Genomic DNA, 17,797 nt, shown 5'->3' with positions numbered 1-17,797 from the left:
CGTTGCTGGATGCTAAAGGGCGAAGCTTTCACTAACCTTTCAGTTGTCTTTCAATGTTTTCGGGCTTCACAGGGCAGGCGGCGCCTGTAAACTGCCCGCCAAAGCGTGGCGTCGACCATGCCAGAACGAGGTGAAAATCCATGCGCGTCCTCTTGGTTGAAGACCATCTGCAACTCGCCGAAAGTGTTGCCCAAGCGCTCAAGAGCACGGGTTTGACCGTCGACGTGTTGCACGACGGCGTGGCCGCGGACCTGGCCTTGAGCAGCGAGGAATATGCAGTGGTGATCCTCGATGTGGGGCTGCCGCGCATGGACGGTTTTGAGGTGTTGGCGCGTCTGCGGGCGCGTGGGAAAAATCTGCCGGTGTTGATGTTGACGGCGCGCAGTGATGTAAAAGACCGTGTGCATGGCCTGAACCTGGGCGCTGATGACTACCTGGCCAAGCCCTTCGAGTTGACCGAGCTGGAAGCGCGGGTTAAGGCGCTGCTGCGCCGCAGTGTGCTGGGCGGGGAGCGTCAGCAGGCGTGCGGCGTGCTGGTCTATGACCTGGATACCCGGCGTTTCAGCGTGGGCGGCGAGCTGATGACGCTGACCTCCCGCGAGCAGGCGGTGCTTGAGGCGCTGATCGCGCGACCCGGCCGCGTGATGAGTAAGGAGCAACTGGCCTCGCAAGTGTTCGGCCTGGACGAGGAAGCCAGCCCTGACGCGATCGAAATCTATGTGCACCGCCTGCGCAAGAAACTCGACGGCCAGCCCATCGCCATCGTGACCTTCCGTGGCCTTGGCTACCTGCTGGAAGCCCGCGATGCATAAGCCCAGCAGCCTGCGCTGGCGGTTGCTATGGAACCTGGCGCTGCTGCTGGTGGTGTTGATGCTCGCCAGCGGCATGAGTGCCTATTGGAATGGTCGCGAAGTCGCCGACACCGCCTATGACCGCACCTTGCTGGCCTCGGCGCGCACCATCGCCGCCGGGTTGACCCAGGTGGACGGCACCCTGAGTGCCAATGTGCCGTATGTGGCGCTGGACACGTTCGCCTACGACAGCGCCGGGCGAATTTACTATCAGGTCAATGACATCGATCGCAAGCTGATCTCCGGCTACGAAAACCTCCCTGGCCCGCCGCCGGGCACGCCGCGCACCGATGATTACCCGGCGTTGGCGCGCTTCTACAACGCCATGTACCAGGGCCAGCATGTGCGGGTGGTGAGCCTGCTCAAGGCGGTGTCGGAGCCGAACATGAACGGTATGGCGGAAATTCGCGTGGCCGAAACTGACGAGGCGCGCGAAAGCATGGCCCGCAGCCTGATGGCCGACACGCTGCTGCGGCTGGGCATGTTGGCGGTCGGTGCGTTGTTGCTGGTGTGGTTTGCCGTGAGTGCGGCGCTGCGCCCGTTGGAGCGCCTGCGCACCGCCGTGGAGGAACGCCAGCCCGACGACTTGCGCCCGCTGCCGCTGGTGGAGGTGCAACATGAGTTCGGCCCGTTAGTGCGCTCGCTCAATCACTTCACCGAGCGCTTGCGCGGCCAGTTCGAGCGCCAGGCGCAGTTTATTGCCGACGCCGCCCACGAACTGCGCACTCCGCTGGCGGCGCTCAAGGCCCGGCTTGAGCTGGGCTTGCGCAGCAGTGACCCGGCAACCTGGCGCAGCACCTTGGAAACGGCGGCCCAAGGCACCGACCGTCTGACCCACTTGGCCAACCAATTGCTGTCGCTGGCGCGTATCGAAAACGGCGCCCGCGCGATTGCCGAAGGCGGTGCGCAATTGCTCGACCTCAGCCAGCTGGCGCGGGAACTGGGCATGGCCATGGCGCCGCTGGCCCACGCGCGGGGCGTTGCCCTGGCGTTGGAAGCGGATGAGCCGGTGTGGCTGCGCGGTGAGCCGACGTTGTTGAATGAACTGCTGAGCAACCTGGTGGATAACGCCCTGGCCCACACGCCACCGGGCGGCAATGTGATTCTGCGGGTGACCGCGCCGGCCATCCTCGAAGTTGAAGATGACGGCCCAGGCATCCCGCTGGATGAGCGGGACCGGGTCTTCGAACGTTTCTACCGCCGCAGCCAGCAGGGCATGGGCTCAGGCTTGGGGCTGGCAATTGTCGGCGAGATCTGCCGCGCGCATTTGGCCCAGATCAGCCTGCATGATGGTGAATTGGCGGGGTTGAAGGTGCGGGTGAGTTTTATCGCGGGGTAGTCAATAGAACATCGAGCGCGCTTCATCCAACTCCGCACGCAATGTTTCGCTGTACGGGTCGATGCGCAGTTTTTTGAGCGCCGGCAGGCTGATAATGTCTACGTTGGCCAATGGATGCGCGGTGCCGCGGTGGCAATACAGTGCGGCGATTTGCACCACGTCGATGTAATCCAGGCGTGGGGAGTCGCGCTCCAGGTCCAGGTACCGCCCCGGCAGCTTGGCCAGCATCTCCGGGAAATCCCACACACCCAGCAATTTGTCGCCCAGCAACGGATGGATGCTGTCGATCACATGGTTGAGGCTGACCGGGTCGGCCAGCAGCTCGTAATGGTCTTCGGCGTAGGTGAGGATCGGCAACACGCCAATCTGATGCACCAGCCCACCGAGGGCCGCCTGGTCTGGCTTGAGTTGGCTATGGTTGCGGCACAGGGCATAACTCACGCCCGCCACTTCCAGGCTGCGGCGCCACACTTCGCGCATTTTCAGTTCGACGACTTCGGAGCGGGCGTGGAAGATCTGTTCCATGACCAGGCCGATGGCCAGGTTGCTGCTGTAGTTGGTGCCCAGCCGCGTGATGGCGGTATGCAGGTCGGTGACTTCCTGGGTTGCGCGCAGCAGCGGGCTGTTGACCACTTTGATCAGGCGCGCCGACAGAGCGGTATCGCGACCGATCACTTTGCTCAAGTGGCTGATGCTGATTTCCGGGTCTTCGGCCGCCTGACGTATGTTCAGGGCAACTTCCGGTAATGTCGGCAGAACCAGGTCATCGTTGTCGATGGCCGTCACCAAAGCCTGTTGGACTTTTTCCGCCAGCTTGTTCATTCATGCTCTCTAGGGTGTTGCAAAAAGGTACGGCGATTAACGCTGGATCTCTTTATCGCGATCCAGTAGGTACGGCAGGTCGAGCAGTTGTAAACCGGGGCCTTCCAGGGTGCCGACATGCACATCGCCGCTTTCGGCAGCTTCGGCTTGCAGCACGGCCAGAAGTTCAATTGATTGGTCAGCTTTTGCCGCGATGACGACTTCGCCGATCGCGCTGTTATGGTTGGGCGAGAACATCGGTGTGCCTGGCTCGGGCAATTGCTCGGCATTGAGGCTCAGGCGATACAGGCGGCGCTTGAGTTTGCCCAGGTACTGCATGCGCGCGACGATTTCCTGGCCGGTGTAGCAGCCTTTTTTGAAGCTGACGCCGCCAATGGCCTGCAAGTTGAGCATTTGCGGGATGAACAGTTCGCGGGTCTGCGGCATGACCTGGCCGATGCCGGCGCGGATTTGGCCGAGCAGCCAGGCATTCAAGTCAGCTTGTTGCAGTTGGCTGGCCAATTGCTGGCGTACCGCTTCGGCGTGCTCGGCAGGCACCCAGAGTTCGGCGCGGTTCGGGGAGACACGAATGGCAATCAGTGTGTTGGTGCGCACCACGCTGTCGGTGTCGGCCGGCAACTCAAGGCCGAGGGCAGCCAGGGTGTGATCCGCATTCGACAAGCCAAAGCGTGCCCAGGCGGCGCTTTCGTCGGTGAGCTTGGATTTGGAGAACACCGCGTATTTCTTCAGGTCTGCCAGTTGCGGTTCGAGCAGCTCGGTGGCCATTGCCAGCAACACGCCGTCACCTTGCAGCAGGATGCGAAAACTCGACTGCATGCGGCCTTTTTGCGTACAGCGCGCGCCGAGGCTGGCCTGGGCGTCGCTCAGGTAATTGAGGTTGCAGGTCAGTTGCCCTTGCAGGAACTTGGCAGCGTCGGAGCCGCGGACGGCAAGGACGCCTTCGTGTGTCAGGGGGCAGAAAAATGCAGAGTCGGCCATGGGTCTTCGCAGGTCAAAAAGTCATGCGTGCATCATAGAGGGGCGCCCGGCAAATGGATAGTTTCCGTATGGGGCGACCAAAGCCGAGTGTCCCGCTGCCGTCGGGCCTGTATACTTGCGCGCTATTTGAGGAGCAGTCCATGGTAGAAGAAGTAGAAATCAACCGCCTCTACTGGCACAGCCGCCGTGGCATGCTGGAGTTGGATGTGTTGCTGGTGCCGTTCACCAGAGAGGTGTACTCGACACTCGATAAGGTGGACCGCGAACTTTATGAGCGGCTGCTGACGTGCGAAGACCAGGACATGTTCGGCTGGTTCATGGAGCGCGCCGAATCTGACGATCCGGAGCTGCAGCGCATGGTTCGCAAGATTCTGGATCGTGTCCAGCCCAAGTAATCGCTTCGAATGCCGCTGGCAGGCCTCTCGGCTGTTGCTGGCGGCGTACCTGCTTGCCCAGTTGTTCGCGCTGGGTGCCTTGTTGTTTATCGATTTGCCCTTCGCAAGCCTCGGCATTCTGCTGTGCCTGGCGCATGCCGCCTGGGTGTTGCCGCGTCATATCCAGCTGACTCACCGTTCGTCGATTCGTGGCCTGCGCCGCGATGAAGACGGCTGGCAGTTGTTCAGTGCCGAGCGCGGCTGGCACAGCGTGCAGTTGCGCCCCGACAGCCTTGCGTTGCCGCTGATCGTGGTGCTGCGCTATCGGGTGCAGGGCGAGTGGTGGGTGCGTTCTGTTTGCGTACCGATGGATTCGCAGGTCGCCGATGTGCATCGGCGCCTGCGGGTACGCCTTAAGTTCAGCCGCCGTAGGTGGCTGGCACCAGAATAGTGTCGCGGGCTTCGGGCAGCATTTGCGGGTAGTCGAGGGTGTAATGCAGGCCGCGGCTTTCCTTGCGCTCCATGGCTGAGCGGATCATCAATTCCGCAACCTGGGCCAGGTTGCGCAACTCGATCAGGTCGCGGCTGACTTTGTAGTTGCTGTAGAACTCGTCGATCTCGTCCAGCAGCAAACGCACGCGATGTTGAGCCCGTGCCAGGCGTTTGTTGGTGCGCACAATGCCCACGTAGTCCCACATGAAGCGGCGCAGTTCGTCCCAGTTGTGGGCGATGATCACGTCTTCATCCGAATCGGTCACTTGGCTGGCGTCCCAGCGCGGCAGGGCGGCGGGCACCGGGATGCGGGGTAGCTGCTCAAGGATGTCGGCGGCGGCGGAGCGCGCATAGACGAAACATTCGAGCAACGAGTTGCTGGCCATGCGGTTGGCGCCATGCAGGCCGGTGAAGCTGGTTTCGCCGATCGCATACAGGCCCGGCACGTCGGTGCGGCCGTGCTGGTCGACCATCACGCCGCCGCAGGTGTAGTGCGCAGCCGGCACCACCGGGATCGGGCCTTTGGTGATGTCGATGTTGAACGCCAGGCAGCGTTCGTAGACGGTGGGGAAGTGGGTCTTGATGAAGGCTTCGGGTTTGTGGCTGATGTCCAGGTACACGCAGTCGATGCCCAGGCGCTTCATTTCGTGGTCGATGGCGCGGGCCACGATATCTCGTGGCGCCAGCTCGGCGCGCGGGTCGAAACGCTGCATGAAGCGCTCGCCGTTCGGCAGTTTCAGGTGCGCACCTTCACCGCGCAGGGCTTCGGTAATCAAAAAGCTTTTGGCTTGCGGGTGATACAGGCAGGTGGGGTGGAACTGGTTGAATTCCAGGTTGGCTACCCGACAGCCTGAACGCCAGGCCATGGCGATGCCGTCGCCGCAGGCGCCATCGGGGTTACTGGTATAGAGGTAGACCTTGGCGGCACCGCCTGAGGCCAGAATGGTGAAGCGTGCGCCGTAGGTATCCACTTCGCCACTGGCGCGGTTTAGCACGTAGGCGCCGAGGCAGCGTTCGCCGTCCAGGCCCAGGCGCTTTTCGGTGATCAGGTCCACGGCGACGCGTTGCTCCAGCAGTTCGATGTTGGGGCGTTGGCGGGCTTGCTCGAGCAACGTCTTGAAGATGGCGGCGCCGGTAGCGTCGGCGGCGTGGATGATGCGGCGATGGCTGTGGCCGCCTTCGCGGGTCAGGTGGAACTCGAATCCGCCGTCATCGCTGCCAGCGTGTTCGTCGCGGGTGAACGGCACGCCTTGGTCGATCAGCCATTGGATGGCTTCGCGACTATGCTCGACGGTGAAGCGCACCGCCTCTTCGTTGCACAGGCCGCCGCCGGCGTTGAGGGTGTCCTCGACGTGGGATTGCACGGTGTCGGTGTCGTCCAGCACGGCCGCGACACCGCCCTGGGCCCAGAATGTCGAGCCGTTGGCCAGGTCGCCCTTGCTCAGGACCGCAATGCGCAGGTGGCTGGGAAGGGTCAGTGCCAGGCTCAAGCCGGCCGCACCACTACCGATCACCAGAACATCGTGTTGAAACTGTTGGCTCATTTGAAGGATTCCGCAAAAAGCGATCCAAAGGGCTGGCGCAAACAGGACGCCTGGATCGGCGAATCAAAGGGTCACACGGGCCACTAGTATATAGAGGGGGGGAGCGGCACAATAGCGGGGCATTCGTGGCAAAGTGAAATTACGGTGCACAGCTGGGGTCCTATGGGCCGGCTATTGAGATGGGAACTTTTTGCATGAGCCCCGACTCAATAGCAGGTTGCCCGAAAGCTGGGAAAACGTTGAGTTTATTGGCCCGTCGGGAGCACTGGACGCGTCAGAAAACCGGCGACAAGATTATTCGCGCAGCCGGCCTAGCCCGCGCTGCGTTTTTCGTGTGTGCCAAATCAGTGCATGCCGGAAACTTGCTTGGAGGGGGAGAACTTTTGCGAGAAGTCCTAGTCTATGTTTGCAAGCCTGATCGTTTAGTTATGCAAGCCTCCTCCAAGTACAACGAGGAGTGTTCATGCTAACCCAGGAAGAGGATCAGCAGCTGGTCGAGCGCGTTCAACGCGGCGACAAGCGAGCATTTGATCTGCTAGTGCTGAAATACCAGCACAAAATTCTCGGGTTGATCGTGCGGTTTGTGCACGACACCCATGAAGCGCAGGACGTTGCACAGGAAGCCTTTATCAAGGCGTACCGTGCACTTGGCAATTTTCGCGGCGATAGTGCGTTTTACACGTGGCTGTACCGCATCGCCATTAACACGGCGAAGAACTATCTGGTGTCTCGCGGCCGCCGCCCACCGGACAGTGATGTAAGTTCAGAAGATGCAGAATTTTACGATGGTGATCACGGCCTCAAAGATCTCGAGTCGCCGGAACGTGCTTTGCTGCGCGACGAGATCGAGGGAACCGTTCATCGCACTATTCAGCAACTGCCAGAAGATTTGCGTACGGCGTTAACTTTACGTGAATTCGATGGTCTCAGTTACGAAGACATTGCGAGCGTCATGCAATGTCCGGTGGGGACTGTAAGGTCACGGATTTTCCGGGCCCGGGAAGCCATCGACAAAGCCTTGCAACCGTTGTTGCAGGAAAACTAAAGACAGCGGCGACAGCCAAGAGAGGAACCGCCATGAGTCGTGATGCCCTGCAGGAATCGCTGTCCGCAGTGATGGATAACGAAGCGGATGAACTGGAACTTCGTCGAGTGCTCAATGCATTTGATGATGCCGAAACCCGTGATACCTGGTCTCGTTACCAAGTCGCTCGGGCGGTGATGCACAAGGATCTTTTAATCCCTCGTCTGGATATTGCTGCGGCCGTTTCTGCCGCATTGGCCGATGAAGCCGTTCCGGCAAAAGCTGCTCGTGGTCCATGGCGTAGCCTGGGTCGCCTGGCAGTAGCTGCCTCGGTGACTGTTGCCGTGTTGGCCGGTGTTCGCCTGTACAACCAGGACGAAATTGCCGGTGCCGAACTGGCCCAGCAGACTCAGCAGCCGGTCATGGCCGGTCCGCAAGTCAAAGGCCCAGCGGTACTGGCCGGCTACAAGGAAAGCTCTGATGCCACCGGCCCTATGGCCAACGGCGTACTTCAAGGGCAATCCGGCTGGCAGGACCAGCGTCTTCCAGGCTACCTGCGCCAACACGCACAGGAATCGGCCTTGAAAGGCACTGAAAGCGCTCTGCCATACGCTCGTGCAGCCAGCCTGGAAAACCGCTAAACCACTAAGGGGCCCTATGCGCGCCATACCGCTCCTTACGCTTTTGCTCAGTGGTTGTTTTGCACTATCCGCCCATGCCGACGAAGCCCAAGACTGGCTGACTCGACTTGGGCGTGCAGAGCAGCAGCAAAGCTTTGCAGGTACGTTCGTCTACGAGCGTAACGGCAGTTTTTCTACTCATGACATCTGGCATCGTGTTCAGGACGGTCACGTCCGCGAGCGGCTGTTGCAACTCGACGGTTCTGCTCAGGAACTGGTGCGGGTAGATGGTCGTACACAATGTGTCAGTGGCACCTTGGTTGCCGGCCTCGGCAACTCACCGGATGCGCCTTCGCGCGCTCTGGATCCGCAAAAACTCACTCAATTTTATGAACTGGCCGTCATTGGCAAATCTCGCGTGGCTGGTCGCAATGCGGTGATTGTGTCGATCAGCCCGCGTGATCAATACCGATATGGCTTTGAGTTGCACCTGGATCGTGAAACCGCGCTGCCACTCAAGTCCCTGTTGCTCAATGAGCAGGGCCAGCTCTTGGAGCGTTTTCAGTTCACCCGGCTGAACACTTCGGCTGCGCCATCAGATCGTGACTTACAGCCCAGCAGCGAATGTTCACCTGTCGCTGTTTCCAGCACCAAAGCCCCCGAGGTGCCCGCTACCCACGCATGGCATCTGGACTGGTTGCCTCCAGGTTTTCAGCTCACCAACAGCGTTTCGCGAAAAGATACTCGAACCCAAACCACTGTCGACAGCCTGATGTACGACGACGGGCTTGCACGTTTCTCAGTGTTTCTTGAGTCCACCGACGGTGCGAGTGTGAGCGAAACACGCACGCAGCTTGGCCCGACGGTCGCGGTGTCGCGCCGCCTGAACACAGTCGATGGCGAAGTCATGGTGACGGTTGTCGGCGAAATCCCCATCGGCACCGCCGAACGCATCGCGCTGTCGGTGCGCGGCGAAAAGACCGCCGCCAAGCCATGAGCCGTTAATCCTATGTTCATCCTGACCTTTCAATGTGAGCCTTTGCGTGGTTGGGGGCTGAGAGCATGAAATTTCTGGATCAGTATTTTCACTTGCAAAAAATCCCCATGTTTTTTATAGGTCAGAGCTTGTCGGCTCTGACCTTATTTTGTTCGCGGAACAAAAATGCCGGTCGAAGTTTTCGGCGTTTCTTGAACCCTGTCGCTCAACCCTGCTCGTCGTAACGGGAGCTGTATGTCGATACCACGTTTGAAGTCTTACCTAACCATAGTCGCCACGGTATTGGTGCTGGGTCAGGCAGTGTCCGCGCAAGCGGCCGAGCTGCCTGACTTCACCCAATTGGTGGAGCAGGCTTCGCCTGCCGTGGTGAACATCAGTACCACGCAGAAACTGCCGGATCGCAAAGTCTCGAACCAGCAGATGCCAGACCTGGAAGGCTTGCCGCCGATGCTGCGCGAGTTCTTTGAGCGTGGTATGCCGCAACAACGTTCCCCGCGTGGCGGCGGTGGCGGCGGTGGCGGCCAGCGTGAGGCGCAGTCCCTGGGCTCGGGCTTCATCATCTCGCCGGATGGCTACATCCTCACCAACAACCATGTAATTGCCGACGCTGACGAAATTCTCGTGCGCCTGGCCGACCGCAGTGAGTTGAAAGCCAAGCTGGTGGGCACCGACCCGCGTTCCGACGTGGCCCTGCTGAAAATCGAAGGTAAAGACCTGCCTGTGCTGAAGCTGGGTAAATCCCAGGACCTTAAAGCCGGGCAGTGGGTGGTTGCGATCGGTTCGCCGTTCGGCTTCGACCATACCGTGACCCAGGGTATCGTCAGCGCCATCGGTCGCAGCCTGCCCAATGAAAACTACGTGCCGTTCATCCAGACCGACGTGCCGATCAACCCGGGTAATTCCGGTGGTCCGCTGTTCAACCTGGCGGGCGAAGTGGTGGGGATCAACTCGCAGATCTACACCCGTTCCGGTGGTTTCATGGGCGTCTCCTTCGCCATTCCAATCGACGTGGCCATGGACGTTTCCAACCAGCTCAAAAGCGGCGGCAAGGTCAGCCGTGGCTGGTTGGGTGTGGTGATCCAGGAAGTGAACAAAGACCTGGCTGAATCGTTCGGCCTCGACAAGCCGGCCGGTGCCCTGGTCGCGCAGATCCAGGACGACGGCCCGGCTGCCAAAGGCGGCTTGCAAGTGGGTGACGTGATCCTGAGCATGAATGGCCAGCCGATCATCATGTCCGCCGACCTGCCGCATCTGGTAGGCGCCCTGAAAGCCGGCAGCAAAGCCAAGCTTGAAGTGATTCGTGACGGCAAGCGCCAGACCGTTGAGCTGACCGTCGGCGCGATCCCGGAAGAGGGCGCAACCCTGGATGCACTGGGTAATGCCAAGCCAGGCGCTGAGCGCAGCAGCAATCGCTTGGGCATTGCCGTGGTTGAGCTGAACGACGAGCAGAAGAAGAGCTTCGACCTCAAGAGCGGTGTCGTGATCAAAGAAGTTCAGGACGGCCCAGCCGCCTTGATCGGCCTGCAACCGGGCGACGTGATTACCCACCTGAACAACCAGGCGATCAACTCCACCAAGGAATTCACCGACATCGCCAAAGCGTTGCCGAAGAATCGCTCGGTGTCGATGCGCGTGCTGCGTCAGGGTCGTGCAAGTTTCATCACCTTCAAGCTGGCCGAGTAATCCGCTAGCTCAATAAAAAGCCCCGCTTTCGGTTAACGAAAGCGGGGCTTTTTTGTGGGCGATGGTTTTAGCTCATCATTCCTTTGACCAGACGTTCCTGTTCGATCAGCTCACGCTGACGCGCGTCGATGCGCGAGGACAGTGGGAAGTTGTTGCCGGCTCGACGCTTGGCAAAGTCCAGTTGCTGTATAGCCTGCTTGAAGTCACCCACCAGTGCAAAGTACTCGGCACGCGCCTGATGCAGGCCAATGATATTGCCGGACAGGCCGCGAGTCTCTGCCACCTGGTACCACACATCCGGATCATCGGGCCGCGACTTGAGTAACCCATCCAGTGCCTTTTCAGCATCGGCCGTACGGTTCTGCTTGAGCAGCACATCGATGCGTATCTGATTCAGCGGATAGCTGCCGGGGTACAGGGCCAGCATCCGATCAGTACGTTGCTGGGCATCCGGCAGGCGATTGCTGTCGATATCCAACTCGATCTGCGCCAGGTTGTAAGTAATGTCGTTGGGCGCCTTGGCCAGCAGCGGCTGCAAGCTTTCCCGTGCCTCTTTGTACTGGGTGCCCTTGATCTGCGCGATGGCCAAGCCATAACGCGCTATATCGTTTTTCGGGTTCTCGTCCAATTGCGCCTGGAAGCGCTTGGCGGCCAGTCCCGGTGTGTCTTCGTATTGCAGTTGTACCCGTGCGCGAATCAGTTGATAGCGCAAGCTGTCTTCCTTGCCGCCGGGTTTGGCTTGTTCGGCGCGGTTACGGGTGTCGGCAATCCGCGACTCGGTTACCGGGTGAGTCAGTAAAAACTCCGGCGGCTTGGCGTCGAAACGGTATTGGCGCATCAGGCGTTCGAACATGGTCGGCATGGAGCGTGGGTCGTAACCGGCTTTTTCCAGGTTGAGGATGCCGATACGGTCAGCCTCTTGTTCGTTCTGGCGCGAGAACCTGCGCTGTTCCTGGATAGCTGCCGCCTGGCTGCCCGCAATCGCCGCAATACCGGCATCGCCCGCACCCGCTGCGGCCGCGATAATGCCACCGAGCAGGGCGGCCATCATCGGGATCTGCATGCGCGACTGCGCTTCCACACCTCGCGCAAAGTGACGTTGGGACAAGTGAGCCAATTCGTGAGCGAGTACCGAGGCATATTCGCCTTCGGTTTGGGCATTCAGGAACAGGCCGCCGTTAACCCCGACAATCCCGCCGGGTGCGGCAAAGGCGTTGAGCTGTGGGCTGTCGATAAGGATGAACTCCAGGCGCCGGTCATTCACCTGGCTGGTCTCCACCAGCTTGTACACGCTGGTTTCGACGTAATCCTTAAGCTGTGGGTCGTTGAGTTGCGAGACCTGGCCCCGCAGGTAGGCCAGCCATGCGCGCCCCAGTTGGAACTCTTGTTGCGGTGAGACAATGGCAGAACTGGCGTCGCCGAGTGACGGCAGGTCGTCAGCGAAGGCCGGGGAGGCCAGCAGGCAAGCCAGCGTCAGCAGGGTAGGGCGCAAAAAAGTCATGCACAAAGCCTTTCGACAAAGAGCTTACTGTAGCCGGACACTGAGCTTCGGACCAGATATTCTAAGCACTCCAAACGCATGCCCGGAGCAAACCGATGACCAACGCTGTAGCCTTTGACGCCGAACTCGATGCCAGTGGCCTCAATTGCCCGCTGCCCCTGCTCAAGGCCAAGCTGGAACTCAACCGCTTGGCCAGTGGTGCCGTGCTCAAGGTGATCGCCACGGACGCGGGCTCCCAGCGTGATTTCCGTACTTTTGCCAAGCTGGCCGGGCACACGCTGCTGCACGAAGAAGACGCTGGCGGTGTGTACCGTTACTGGTTGCGCAAGGCCTGAACTGTTCGCCCCTACCACCCGAGGTTGATTGATGTTCAAAGTGTTACGAGACTGGATTCAGCGCTATTTTTCCGATGAAGAAGCGGTGGTGCTGGCTGTCCTGCTGTTTCTGGCCTTTACCGCCGTGCTCACCTTGGGCGGCATGCTGGCGCCGGTACTGGCGGGCATGGTGCTGGCGTACCTGATGCAGGGCCTGGTCACTACCCTTGAGCGTTTGCGTTTACCCGGCGGCCTGGCGGTAGGGCTGGTCTTTGCCCTGTTCATGGGGCTGTTGGTGGTGTTTATCGTGGTGGTGCTGCCATTGCTGTGGCATCAGTTGATCACCTTGTTCAACGAGTTGCCGGGCATGCTCGCCAAGTGGCAATCACTGTTGCTGCTGTTGCCGGAGCGCTATCCGCACCTGGTGTCGGACGAGCAAGTGTTGCAGGCCATCGAAGTGGCGCGCGGCGAAATCGGAAAATTCGGACAATGGGCGCTGACGTTTTCCCTGTCCAGCCTGCCGCTTTTGGTCAACATCATGATCTACCTGGTGCTGGTGCCGATCCTGGTGTTTTTCTTCCTCAAGGACCGCGAGATGATCGGCCGCTGGGTCAGTGGCTACCTGCCGCGTGAACGGGCGCTGATTACCCGGGTCGCCGAAGAAATGAACCGGCAGATCGCCAACTATATTCGCGGCAAAGTCATTGAGATCGTGATTTGTGGCGGCGTCACCTACATCGCGTTTGTCGCGCTCGGGCTGAACTACGCGGCGCTGCTGGCTTTGCTGGTGGGCGTATCGGTGGTGGTGCCGTATGTGGGCGCGGTGGTGGTGACCGTGCCGGTGATGTTGATTGCGTTGTTCCAGTGGGGCTGGAGCGATCAGTTCATCTACCTGATGGCGGTGTACGGGATTATCCAGACCCTGGATGGCAACGTGCTGGTGCCGCTGCTGTTCTCGGAGGCCGTCAACCTGCACCCGGTGGCGATTATCTGCGCGGTGCTGTTGTTCGGAGGGTTGTGGGGGTTCTGGGGCGTGTTCTTTGCAATCCCGCTGGCGACGCTGTTCAAGGCCGTACTGGATGCGTGGCCGCGGCAGGAGCCGGTGGTGGCGCCTTTGTTGTAAACAATGGGGGCGAACCAAAGGTTCGCCCCCATTATGGTTCAAGCTTTATTCAATGCCTGCGCCGCCGCCAACACCGCATCCACATGACCCGGCACTTTCACACCGCGCCATTCCTGACGCAGCACGCCATCCTTGTCGATCAGGAACGTGCTGCGGTCAACGCCCAGGTATTCCTTGCCATATAGCTTCTTTAGCTTGATTACATCAAACAGCTGGCAAACCGCTTCGTCCTTGTCGCTGATCAGCTCGAAGGGGAATTCCTGCTTGGCCTTGAAGTTCTCGTGGGACTTCACGCTGTCTCGCGACAGGCCAAACACTTCGGTGTTGGCGGCCTTGAACGCGGCGTACTGGTCACGAAAACCCTGGCCTTCGGTGGTGCAACCCGGGGTGCTGTCCTTGGGGTAGAAGTAGATCACCACTTGCTTGCCCTTGAGGGCGGCAAGGCTGAACGTCTGGCCGCTGGTGGCCTGGGCTTCGAAATCGGCCACGGGTTTGTCGATGGCTACCGGCATAGGTACTTCCTTACATTGGGTTCTGTGGGCGCCATGGCTCGATCAGTGCGTCGAGGTTCAAGGCATCGGCGAAATCCAGAAACTGGTCACGCAGCCAGCTGATCTGCACGCCGGCCGGCAAGGTCACGGTGAACGTGGCGTTGAGCATGGTGCCGCCGGTTTGCGGTGCCTGGTAGGTGTCGCAGGTGAGGTTTTCCAGTTCGACATTGTGGTCGATGAAAAACTGGCACAGCTCATTGACGATGTCCGAGCGGTAGGCCGAGCTGACATACGCCACATAAGGCAGGGCCTGTGGGCGGTTTTCCAGGGCGGCGCTACGCACGACGTTGACGGTGAAGTTGTGCTTCTTGGCCAGGCCCGGCAAGCCGGTTTCGAGGCGCGCCAGGGCGTCCCAGCTGCCGGAGATCTGCAGCACCAACGCGCTGCACTCACCGTGGCGGGTGAGGCGGGAGGTCACGACGGCGCAGCGGTTCTCATGGCTGGCGCGGCACAGGACGTTGGTCAGCTCCATGGGGTTGGCGCCGAGGGCACTGATAACAAGGAATTGTTCGCGAACTGTGGGGGTGGACATGCAGCCTTCCTAAAGCGATGAGCGGTCGATACCGTGTGGGCTGTATCGATCAAAGGATGAAGGGTAGCGAAAACCATCGCCAAGGGCTAGGAGGTGGCGTTTTCATTACGCGATCGGTCTGATTTCAGCGTGCTTCAAGCCGCGCTTTGGCCCAATGATGGCATTGCCCGTCGTTTAGTTGGCCCAGAACGCATCCTCAGGCGGTACTTCGCTTGTACAAGCATCTTGGCGCCAGTACCATTACGGCTCTCTTTTTCCGGCAGGAGCGGTTGCATGATTGCGGGCAGTATGGTGGCACTGGTCACACCCATGGATGCACAAGGTCATCTCGACTGGGACAGCCTTGGCAAACTGGTGGACTTCCACCTGCAAGAAGGCACCAACGCCATCGTGGCGGTCGGCACCACAGGTGAATCGGCCACCCTTGATGTGGAAGAACACATCCAGGTCATCGAATTCGTAGTCAAGCGCGTGGCGGGCCGCATTGCCGTAATCGCCGGCACGGGCGCCAACTCGACGCGTGAAGCGATCGAGCTGACCAACAACGCCAAGAAAGCCGGTGCCGATGCCTGCCTGCTGGTAACCCCGTATTACAACAAACCGACCCAAGAAGGTTTGTACCAGCATTTCAAGGCCATTGCCGAAGCCGTCGACATCCCGCAGATTCTCTACAACGTTCCTGGCCGCACGGCCTGCGACATGAAGGCCGAGACCGTGATCCGCCTGTCGACCGTGCCGAACATCATCGGCATCAAGGAAGCCACCGGTGACCTGCAGCGTGCCAAGGACATCCTGGCCGGCGTAAGCAGCGACTTCCTGGTGTATTCCGGTGACGACGCCACAGCGGTCGAGCTGATCCTGCTGGGTGGCAAAGGCAACATCTCGGTGACCGCCAATGTCGCGCCGCGCGCCATGAGCGACATGTGCGCCGCCGCCATCGCCGGTGACGCGGTAAAAGCCCGTGCGATCCACGAGCAACTGATGCCGCTCAACAAAACACTGTTTATCGAATCCAACCCTATTCCCGTGAAATGGGCGCTGTTTGAGATGGGCTTGATGCCGGACGGTATCCGTCTGCCGCTCACCCGGCTCAGCGAAGCCTGTCACGAACCGCTGCGACAGGCCCTGCGCCAGTCCGGCGTCCTGGTTTAATTGAGGAAGCACTACGCATGAAGCGATTGGCCGGACTTTCCGCACTTGCCTTGATTATCTCCAGCACCAGTGGCTGCGGTTGGGTATGGGGCCCGGAAGGCTACTTCCGTGACCGCGGCAGCGATTACCTGGAAGCACAAGCAACCAAACCGATGCAACTGCCGCCAGACGTCAACGTCGCCAAGCGCCTTGACCCGTTGCTGCCGATTCCGCGCAACGTCGCCGACGACACCACCAAGGGCGAGTACGTAGTGCCACGCCCGCAGCCGATCTCGGCCGTGGCGGACGCCAGCGACTACAGCCTGCAAAAGAGCGGCGACAACCGCTGGATCATGGCTCAACGCCCACCGGCTGAGGTCTGGCCAGTGGCGGTGCAGTTCTTCCAGGACAACGGCTTCAGCATTGATCAGCAACGCCCGCAAACCGGTGAGTTCACCACGGCGTGGCAGCACGGCAGTGAACTGTCCGCCAGCATGGCCAAGCGCCTGCAGGCGAGTGGTGTAGCGCCCGACAGCGAAGCCCGTGTGCGTGTGCGCATCGAGCCAGGCGTGCAGCGTAATACCAGTGAAGTCTACGTGGTCAGCGCCGAGCGTCCTGCCGGCAGCACTGCCAACGTCGATTTCACCCCACGCTCGGTCAACATGGGCGTTGACGCCGCGTTGGTCGACGAGATGCTGGCCAGCATGAGCCGTATCTCCGAGAAAGGCGGTTCGGTTTCCCTGCTCGCCGCCGGTAACTTCGACACGCCTAACCGCGTCAGCCTCACTGAAGACGGCAGCGGCAACGTAGTGCTCACCCTGGGTGAAGACCTCGACCGTGCCTGGGCCAGTGTTGGCCGCGCGTTGGAGCAAGGCCCATGGCGCGTTGAAGACATCAACCGCAGCCTGGGCCTGTACTACATCAACGTAGCGGAAAAGGCCGAGAAGAAAGACGACGAGCCAGGTTTCTTCGGCAAATTGTTCGGCAGCAAGCCGACCAAGGAAGAGATCGAAACCCGTGCCGAGCGTTACCAGGTTCGTTTGAGCAAGGTGGGCGAAAGCGTACAAGTGACCGTCGAGAAGAACATCAACACCGTTGCGCCGGCTGACACAGCGCGCAAAGTGTTGGGCGTGATTCAGGACAACCTGGGCTGATCCGATGCGTTTTGCCGTTCTCGGCAGCGGTAGCCAAGGGAACGGCACGCTGGTCGCACATGACGACACGTATGTGCTGGTGGATTGTGGTTTCTCGTTAAAAGAAACCGAGCGGCGCCTGCTGCGCCTGGGGGTTCACCCCGCGCAGCTGAGCGCAATTGTGGTGACCCACGAACATGCCGACCACGTGCATGGCGTGGGTTTGCTGTCTCGGCGCTACAATCTTCCGGTGTACCTGAGTCGCGGCACCTTGCGCGGGATGCGCAAACCCATAGAACCCGCAGGCTTCCTGGCCGGTGGCGAAGCGCTGCAGGTCGGTGCGTTGAGCATCGACGTAATTGCCGTAGCGCACGACGCCCAGGAACCGACGCAGTATGTATTCAGTGGCGGCCAGCGGCGTTTCGGCGTGCTCACCGACCTGGGCTCCTACTGCTCCAAGGTGCTGGACGGTTACCGTGACCTCGATGCCTTGATGATCGAGTCCAACCACTGCCGCGACCTGCTGGCACGTGGTCATTACCCCTACTTTCTCAAGCAGCGGGTAGGCGGCGAACTGGGACATTTGAACAACCACCAGGCGGCGTACCTGGTGTATGAGTTGGGCTGGCAAGACTTGCAACATCTGGTCCTGGCCCACCTGAGCAGCAAGAACAACCTGCCGCAGCTGGCCCGGCAATGTTTTGTCGACACCCTCGGGTGCGACCCGGACTGGCTGCAACTGGCCGATCAAGATTCAGGGCTCGACTGGCGACACATCGCCTAGCCCA

19 protein-coding genes are annotated in these 17,797 nt (G+C 60.3%); 13 read left to right on the top strand and 6 right to left on the bottom strand.

Translation table 11 applies throughout. The features are described from left to right. Window positions 1-140: 140 nt before the first annotated feature. Window positions 141-812, top strand: coding sequence for a response regulator (locus ACTD9P_RS11265; protein ID WP_200430697.1), 672 nt, complete (start codon window positions 141-143; stop codon window positions 810-812). Then, the gene (locus ACTD9P_RS11260) at window positions 805-2,190 is read left to right on the top strand and encodes a sensor histidine kinase (protein ID WP_438867790.1); all 1,386 of its coding nucleotides are present in this window, start codon (window positions 805-807) and stop codon (window positions 2,188-2,190) included. Before ACTD9P_RS11265 ends, ACTD9P_RS11260 begins: the two co-directional genes overlap by 8 nt. On the opposite strand, the gene ACTD9P_RS11255 is transcribed toward ACTD9P_RS11260, so the two are convergent. Both ACTD9P_RS11255 and ygfZ read right to left on the bottom strand, forming a co-directional pair. Continuing rightward, window positions 2,191-3,012 (bottom strand): HDOD domain-containing protein, encoded by an 822-nt coding sequence (locus tag ACTD9P_RS11255; RefSeq protein ID WP_438867788.1) that lies wholly within the window; start codon window positions 3,010-3,012, stop codon window positions 2,191-2,193. It abuts the gene before it with no gap. Between the two features lie 36 nt (window positions 3,013-3,048). Next, window positions 3,049-3,990: a CAF17-like 4Fe-4S cluster assembly/insertion protein YgfZ gene (ygfZ, locus tag ACTD9P_RS11250; RefSeq protein ID WP_438867787.1), complete on the bottom strand. Its 942-nt coding sequence runs from the start codon at window positions 3,988-3,990 to the stop codon at window positions 3,049-3,051. 140 nt (window positions 3,991-4,130) lie between these two features. Between ygfZ and ACTD9P_RS11245 the strand changes: the two genes are divergently transcribed. Next, window positions 4,131-4,385, top strand: coding sequence for an FAD assembly factor SdhE (locus ACTD9P_RS11245; protein ID WP_438867786.1), 255 nt, complete (start codon window positions 4,131-4,133; stop codon window positions 4,383-4,385). Next, the gene (locus ACTD9P_RS11240; RefSeq protein WP_438867785.1) at window positions 4,369-4,815 is read left to right on the top strand and encodes a protein YgfX; all 447 of its coding nucleotides are present in this window, start codon (window positions 4,369-4,371) and stop codon (window positions 4,813-4,815) included. The genes ACTD9P_RS11245 and ACTD9P_RS11240 overlap by 17 nt, the downstream gene beginning before the upstream one ends. On the opposite strand, the gene nadB is transcribed toward ACTD9P_RS11240, so the two are convergent. Next, window positions 4,784-6,400, bottom strand: coding sequence for an L-aspartate oxidase (nadB, locus tag ACTD9P_RS11235; protein WP_438867783.1), 1,617 nt, complete (start codon window positions 6,398-6,400; stop codon window positions 4,784-4,786). The genes ACTD9P_RS11240 and nadB overlap by 32 nt on opposite strands. 463 nt (window positions 6,401-6,863) lie before the next feature. On the opposite strand from nadB, the gene rpoE reads away from it, so the two are divergent. The 4 genes from rpoE to ACTD9P_RS11215 all read left to right on the top strand — a co-directional run bounded on the left by rpoE (window position 6,864) and on the right by ACTD9P_RS11215 (window position 10,724). Next, complete coding sequence (rpoE, locus tag ACTD9P_RS11230) at window positions 6,864-7,445, top strand: RNA polymerase sigma factor RpoE/AlgU (protein WP_003172477.1); 582 nt, start codon at window positions 6,864-6,866, stop codon at window positions 7,443-7,445. A gap of 32 nt (window positions 7,446-7,477) precedes the next feature. Further along, window positions 7,478-8,065, top strand: coding sequence for a sigma-E factor negative regulatory protein (locus tag ACTD9P_RS11225; protein ID WP_034096393.1), 588 nt, complete (start codon window positions 7,478-7,480; stop codon window positions 8,063-8,065). 16 nt (window positions 8,066-8,081) lie between these two features. Next, window positions 8,082-9,041, top strand: coding sequence for a MucB/RseB C-terminal domain-containing protein (locus ACTD9P_RS11220; protein ID WP_438867780.1), 960 nt, complete (start codon window positions 8,082-8,084; stop codon window positions 9,039-9,041). A gap of 234 nt (window positions 9,042-9,275) precedes the next feature. Further along, entirely contained in the window at window positions 9,276-10,724 is a 1,449-nt protein-coding gene (locus tag ACTD9P_RS11215) for a DegQ family serine endoprotease (protein ID WP_438867779.1), read from the top strand. A gap of 67 nt (window positions 10,725-10,791) precedes the next feature. On the opposite strand, the gene ACTD9P_RS11210 is transcribed toward ACTD9P_RS11215, so the two are convergent. After that, the gene (locus tag ACTD9P_RS11210) at window positions 10,792-12,225 is read right to left on the bottom strand and encodes a M48 family metallopeptidase (RefSeq protein WP_438867778.1); all 1,434 of its coding nucleotides are present in this window, start codon (window positions 12,223-12,225) and stop codon (window positions 10,792-10,794) included. A 95-nt stretch (window positions 12,226-12,320) separates the two neighbouring features. Between ACTD9P_RS11210 and ACTD9P_RS11205 the strand changes: the two genes are divergently transcribed. Both ACTD9P_RS11205 and ACTD9P_RS11200 read left to right on the top strand, forming a co-directional pair. Further along, a complete protein-coding gene (locus ACTD9P_RS11205) occupies window positions 12,321-12,560 on the top strand; it encodes a sulfurtransferase TusA family protein (RefSeq protein WP_438867777.1) in 240 nt (79 codons plus the stop codon). A gap of 31 nt (window positions 12,561-12,591) precedes the next feature. Further along, window positions 12,592-13,662: an AI-2E family transporter gene (locus ACTD9P_RS11200; protein ID WP_200430689.1), complete on the top strand. Its 1,071-nt coding sequence runs from the start codon at window positions 12,592-12,594 to the stop codon at window positions 13,660-13,662. A gap of 38 nt (window positions 13,663-13,700) precedes the next feature. Here the strand turns inward: ACTD9P_RS11200 and ACTD9P_RS11195 are convergent, their stop codons facing one another. Both ACTD9P_RS11195 and ACTD9P_RS11190 read right to left on the bottom strand, forming a co-directional pair. Beyond that, window positions 13,701-14,174: a peroxiredoxin gene (locus ACTD9P_RS11195; RefSeq protein WP_017137335.1), complete on the bottom strand. Its 474-nt coding sequence runs from the start codon at window positions 14,172-14,174 to the stop codon at window positions 13,701-13,703. Window positions 14,175-14,184: 10 nt separating this feature from the next. Next, the gene (locus tag ACTD9P_RS11190) at window positions 14,185-14,745 is read right to left on the bottom strand and encodes a glycine cleavage system transcriptional repressor (RefSeq protein WP_017137336.1); all 561 of its coding nucleotides are present in this window, start codon (window positions 14,743-14,745) and stop codon (window positions 14,185-14,187) included. A gap of 273 nt (window positions 14,746-15,018) precedes the next feature. Here ACTD9P_RS11190 and dapA point away from each other — a divergent pair, with 273 nt between their 5' ends. From dapA to ACTD9P_RS11175, 3 genes are read left to right on the top strand one after another with little or no spacing between them, the layout of a single operon-like run. After that, window positions 15,019-15,897 carry a 4-hydroxy-tetrahydrodipicolinate synthase gene (gene dapA, locus ACTD9P_RS11185; protein WP_438867776.1) on the top strand — a complete coding sequence of 293 codons (879 nt, stop codon included), beginning with the start codon at window positions 15,019-15,021 and terminating at the stop codon, window positions 15,895-15,897. A 17-nt stretch (window positions 15,898-15,914) separates the two neighbouring features. Then, the gene (gene bamC / locus ACTD9P_RS11180; protein ID WP_438867775.1) at window positions 15,915-17,030 is read left to right on the top strand and encodes an NlpB/DapX family lipoprotein; all 1,116 of its coding nucleotides are present in this window, start codon (window positions 15,915-15,917) and stop codon (window positions 17,028-17,030) included. Between the two features lie 4 nt (window positions 17,031-17,034). Continuing rightward, complete coding sequence (locus tag ACTD9P_RS11175) at window positions 17,035-17,793, top strand: MBL fold metallo-hydrolase (protein WP_438867774.1); 759 nt, start codon at window positions 17,035-17,037, stop codon at window positions 17,791-17,793. The last annotated feature ends 4 nt before the right edge of the window (window positions 17,794-17,797 follow it).

The sequence above is a fragment of the Pseudomonas onubensis genome (genome assembly GCF_965653655.1).
GTDB lineage: Bacteria > Pseudomonadota > Gammaproteobacteria > Pseudomonadales > Pseudomonadaceae > Aquipseudomonas.
This window is presented reverse-complemented; position numbering and strand designations above follow the sequence as displayed.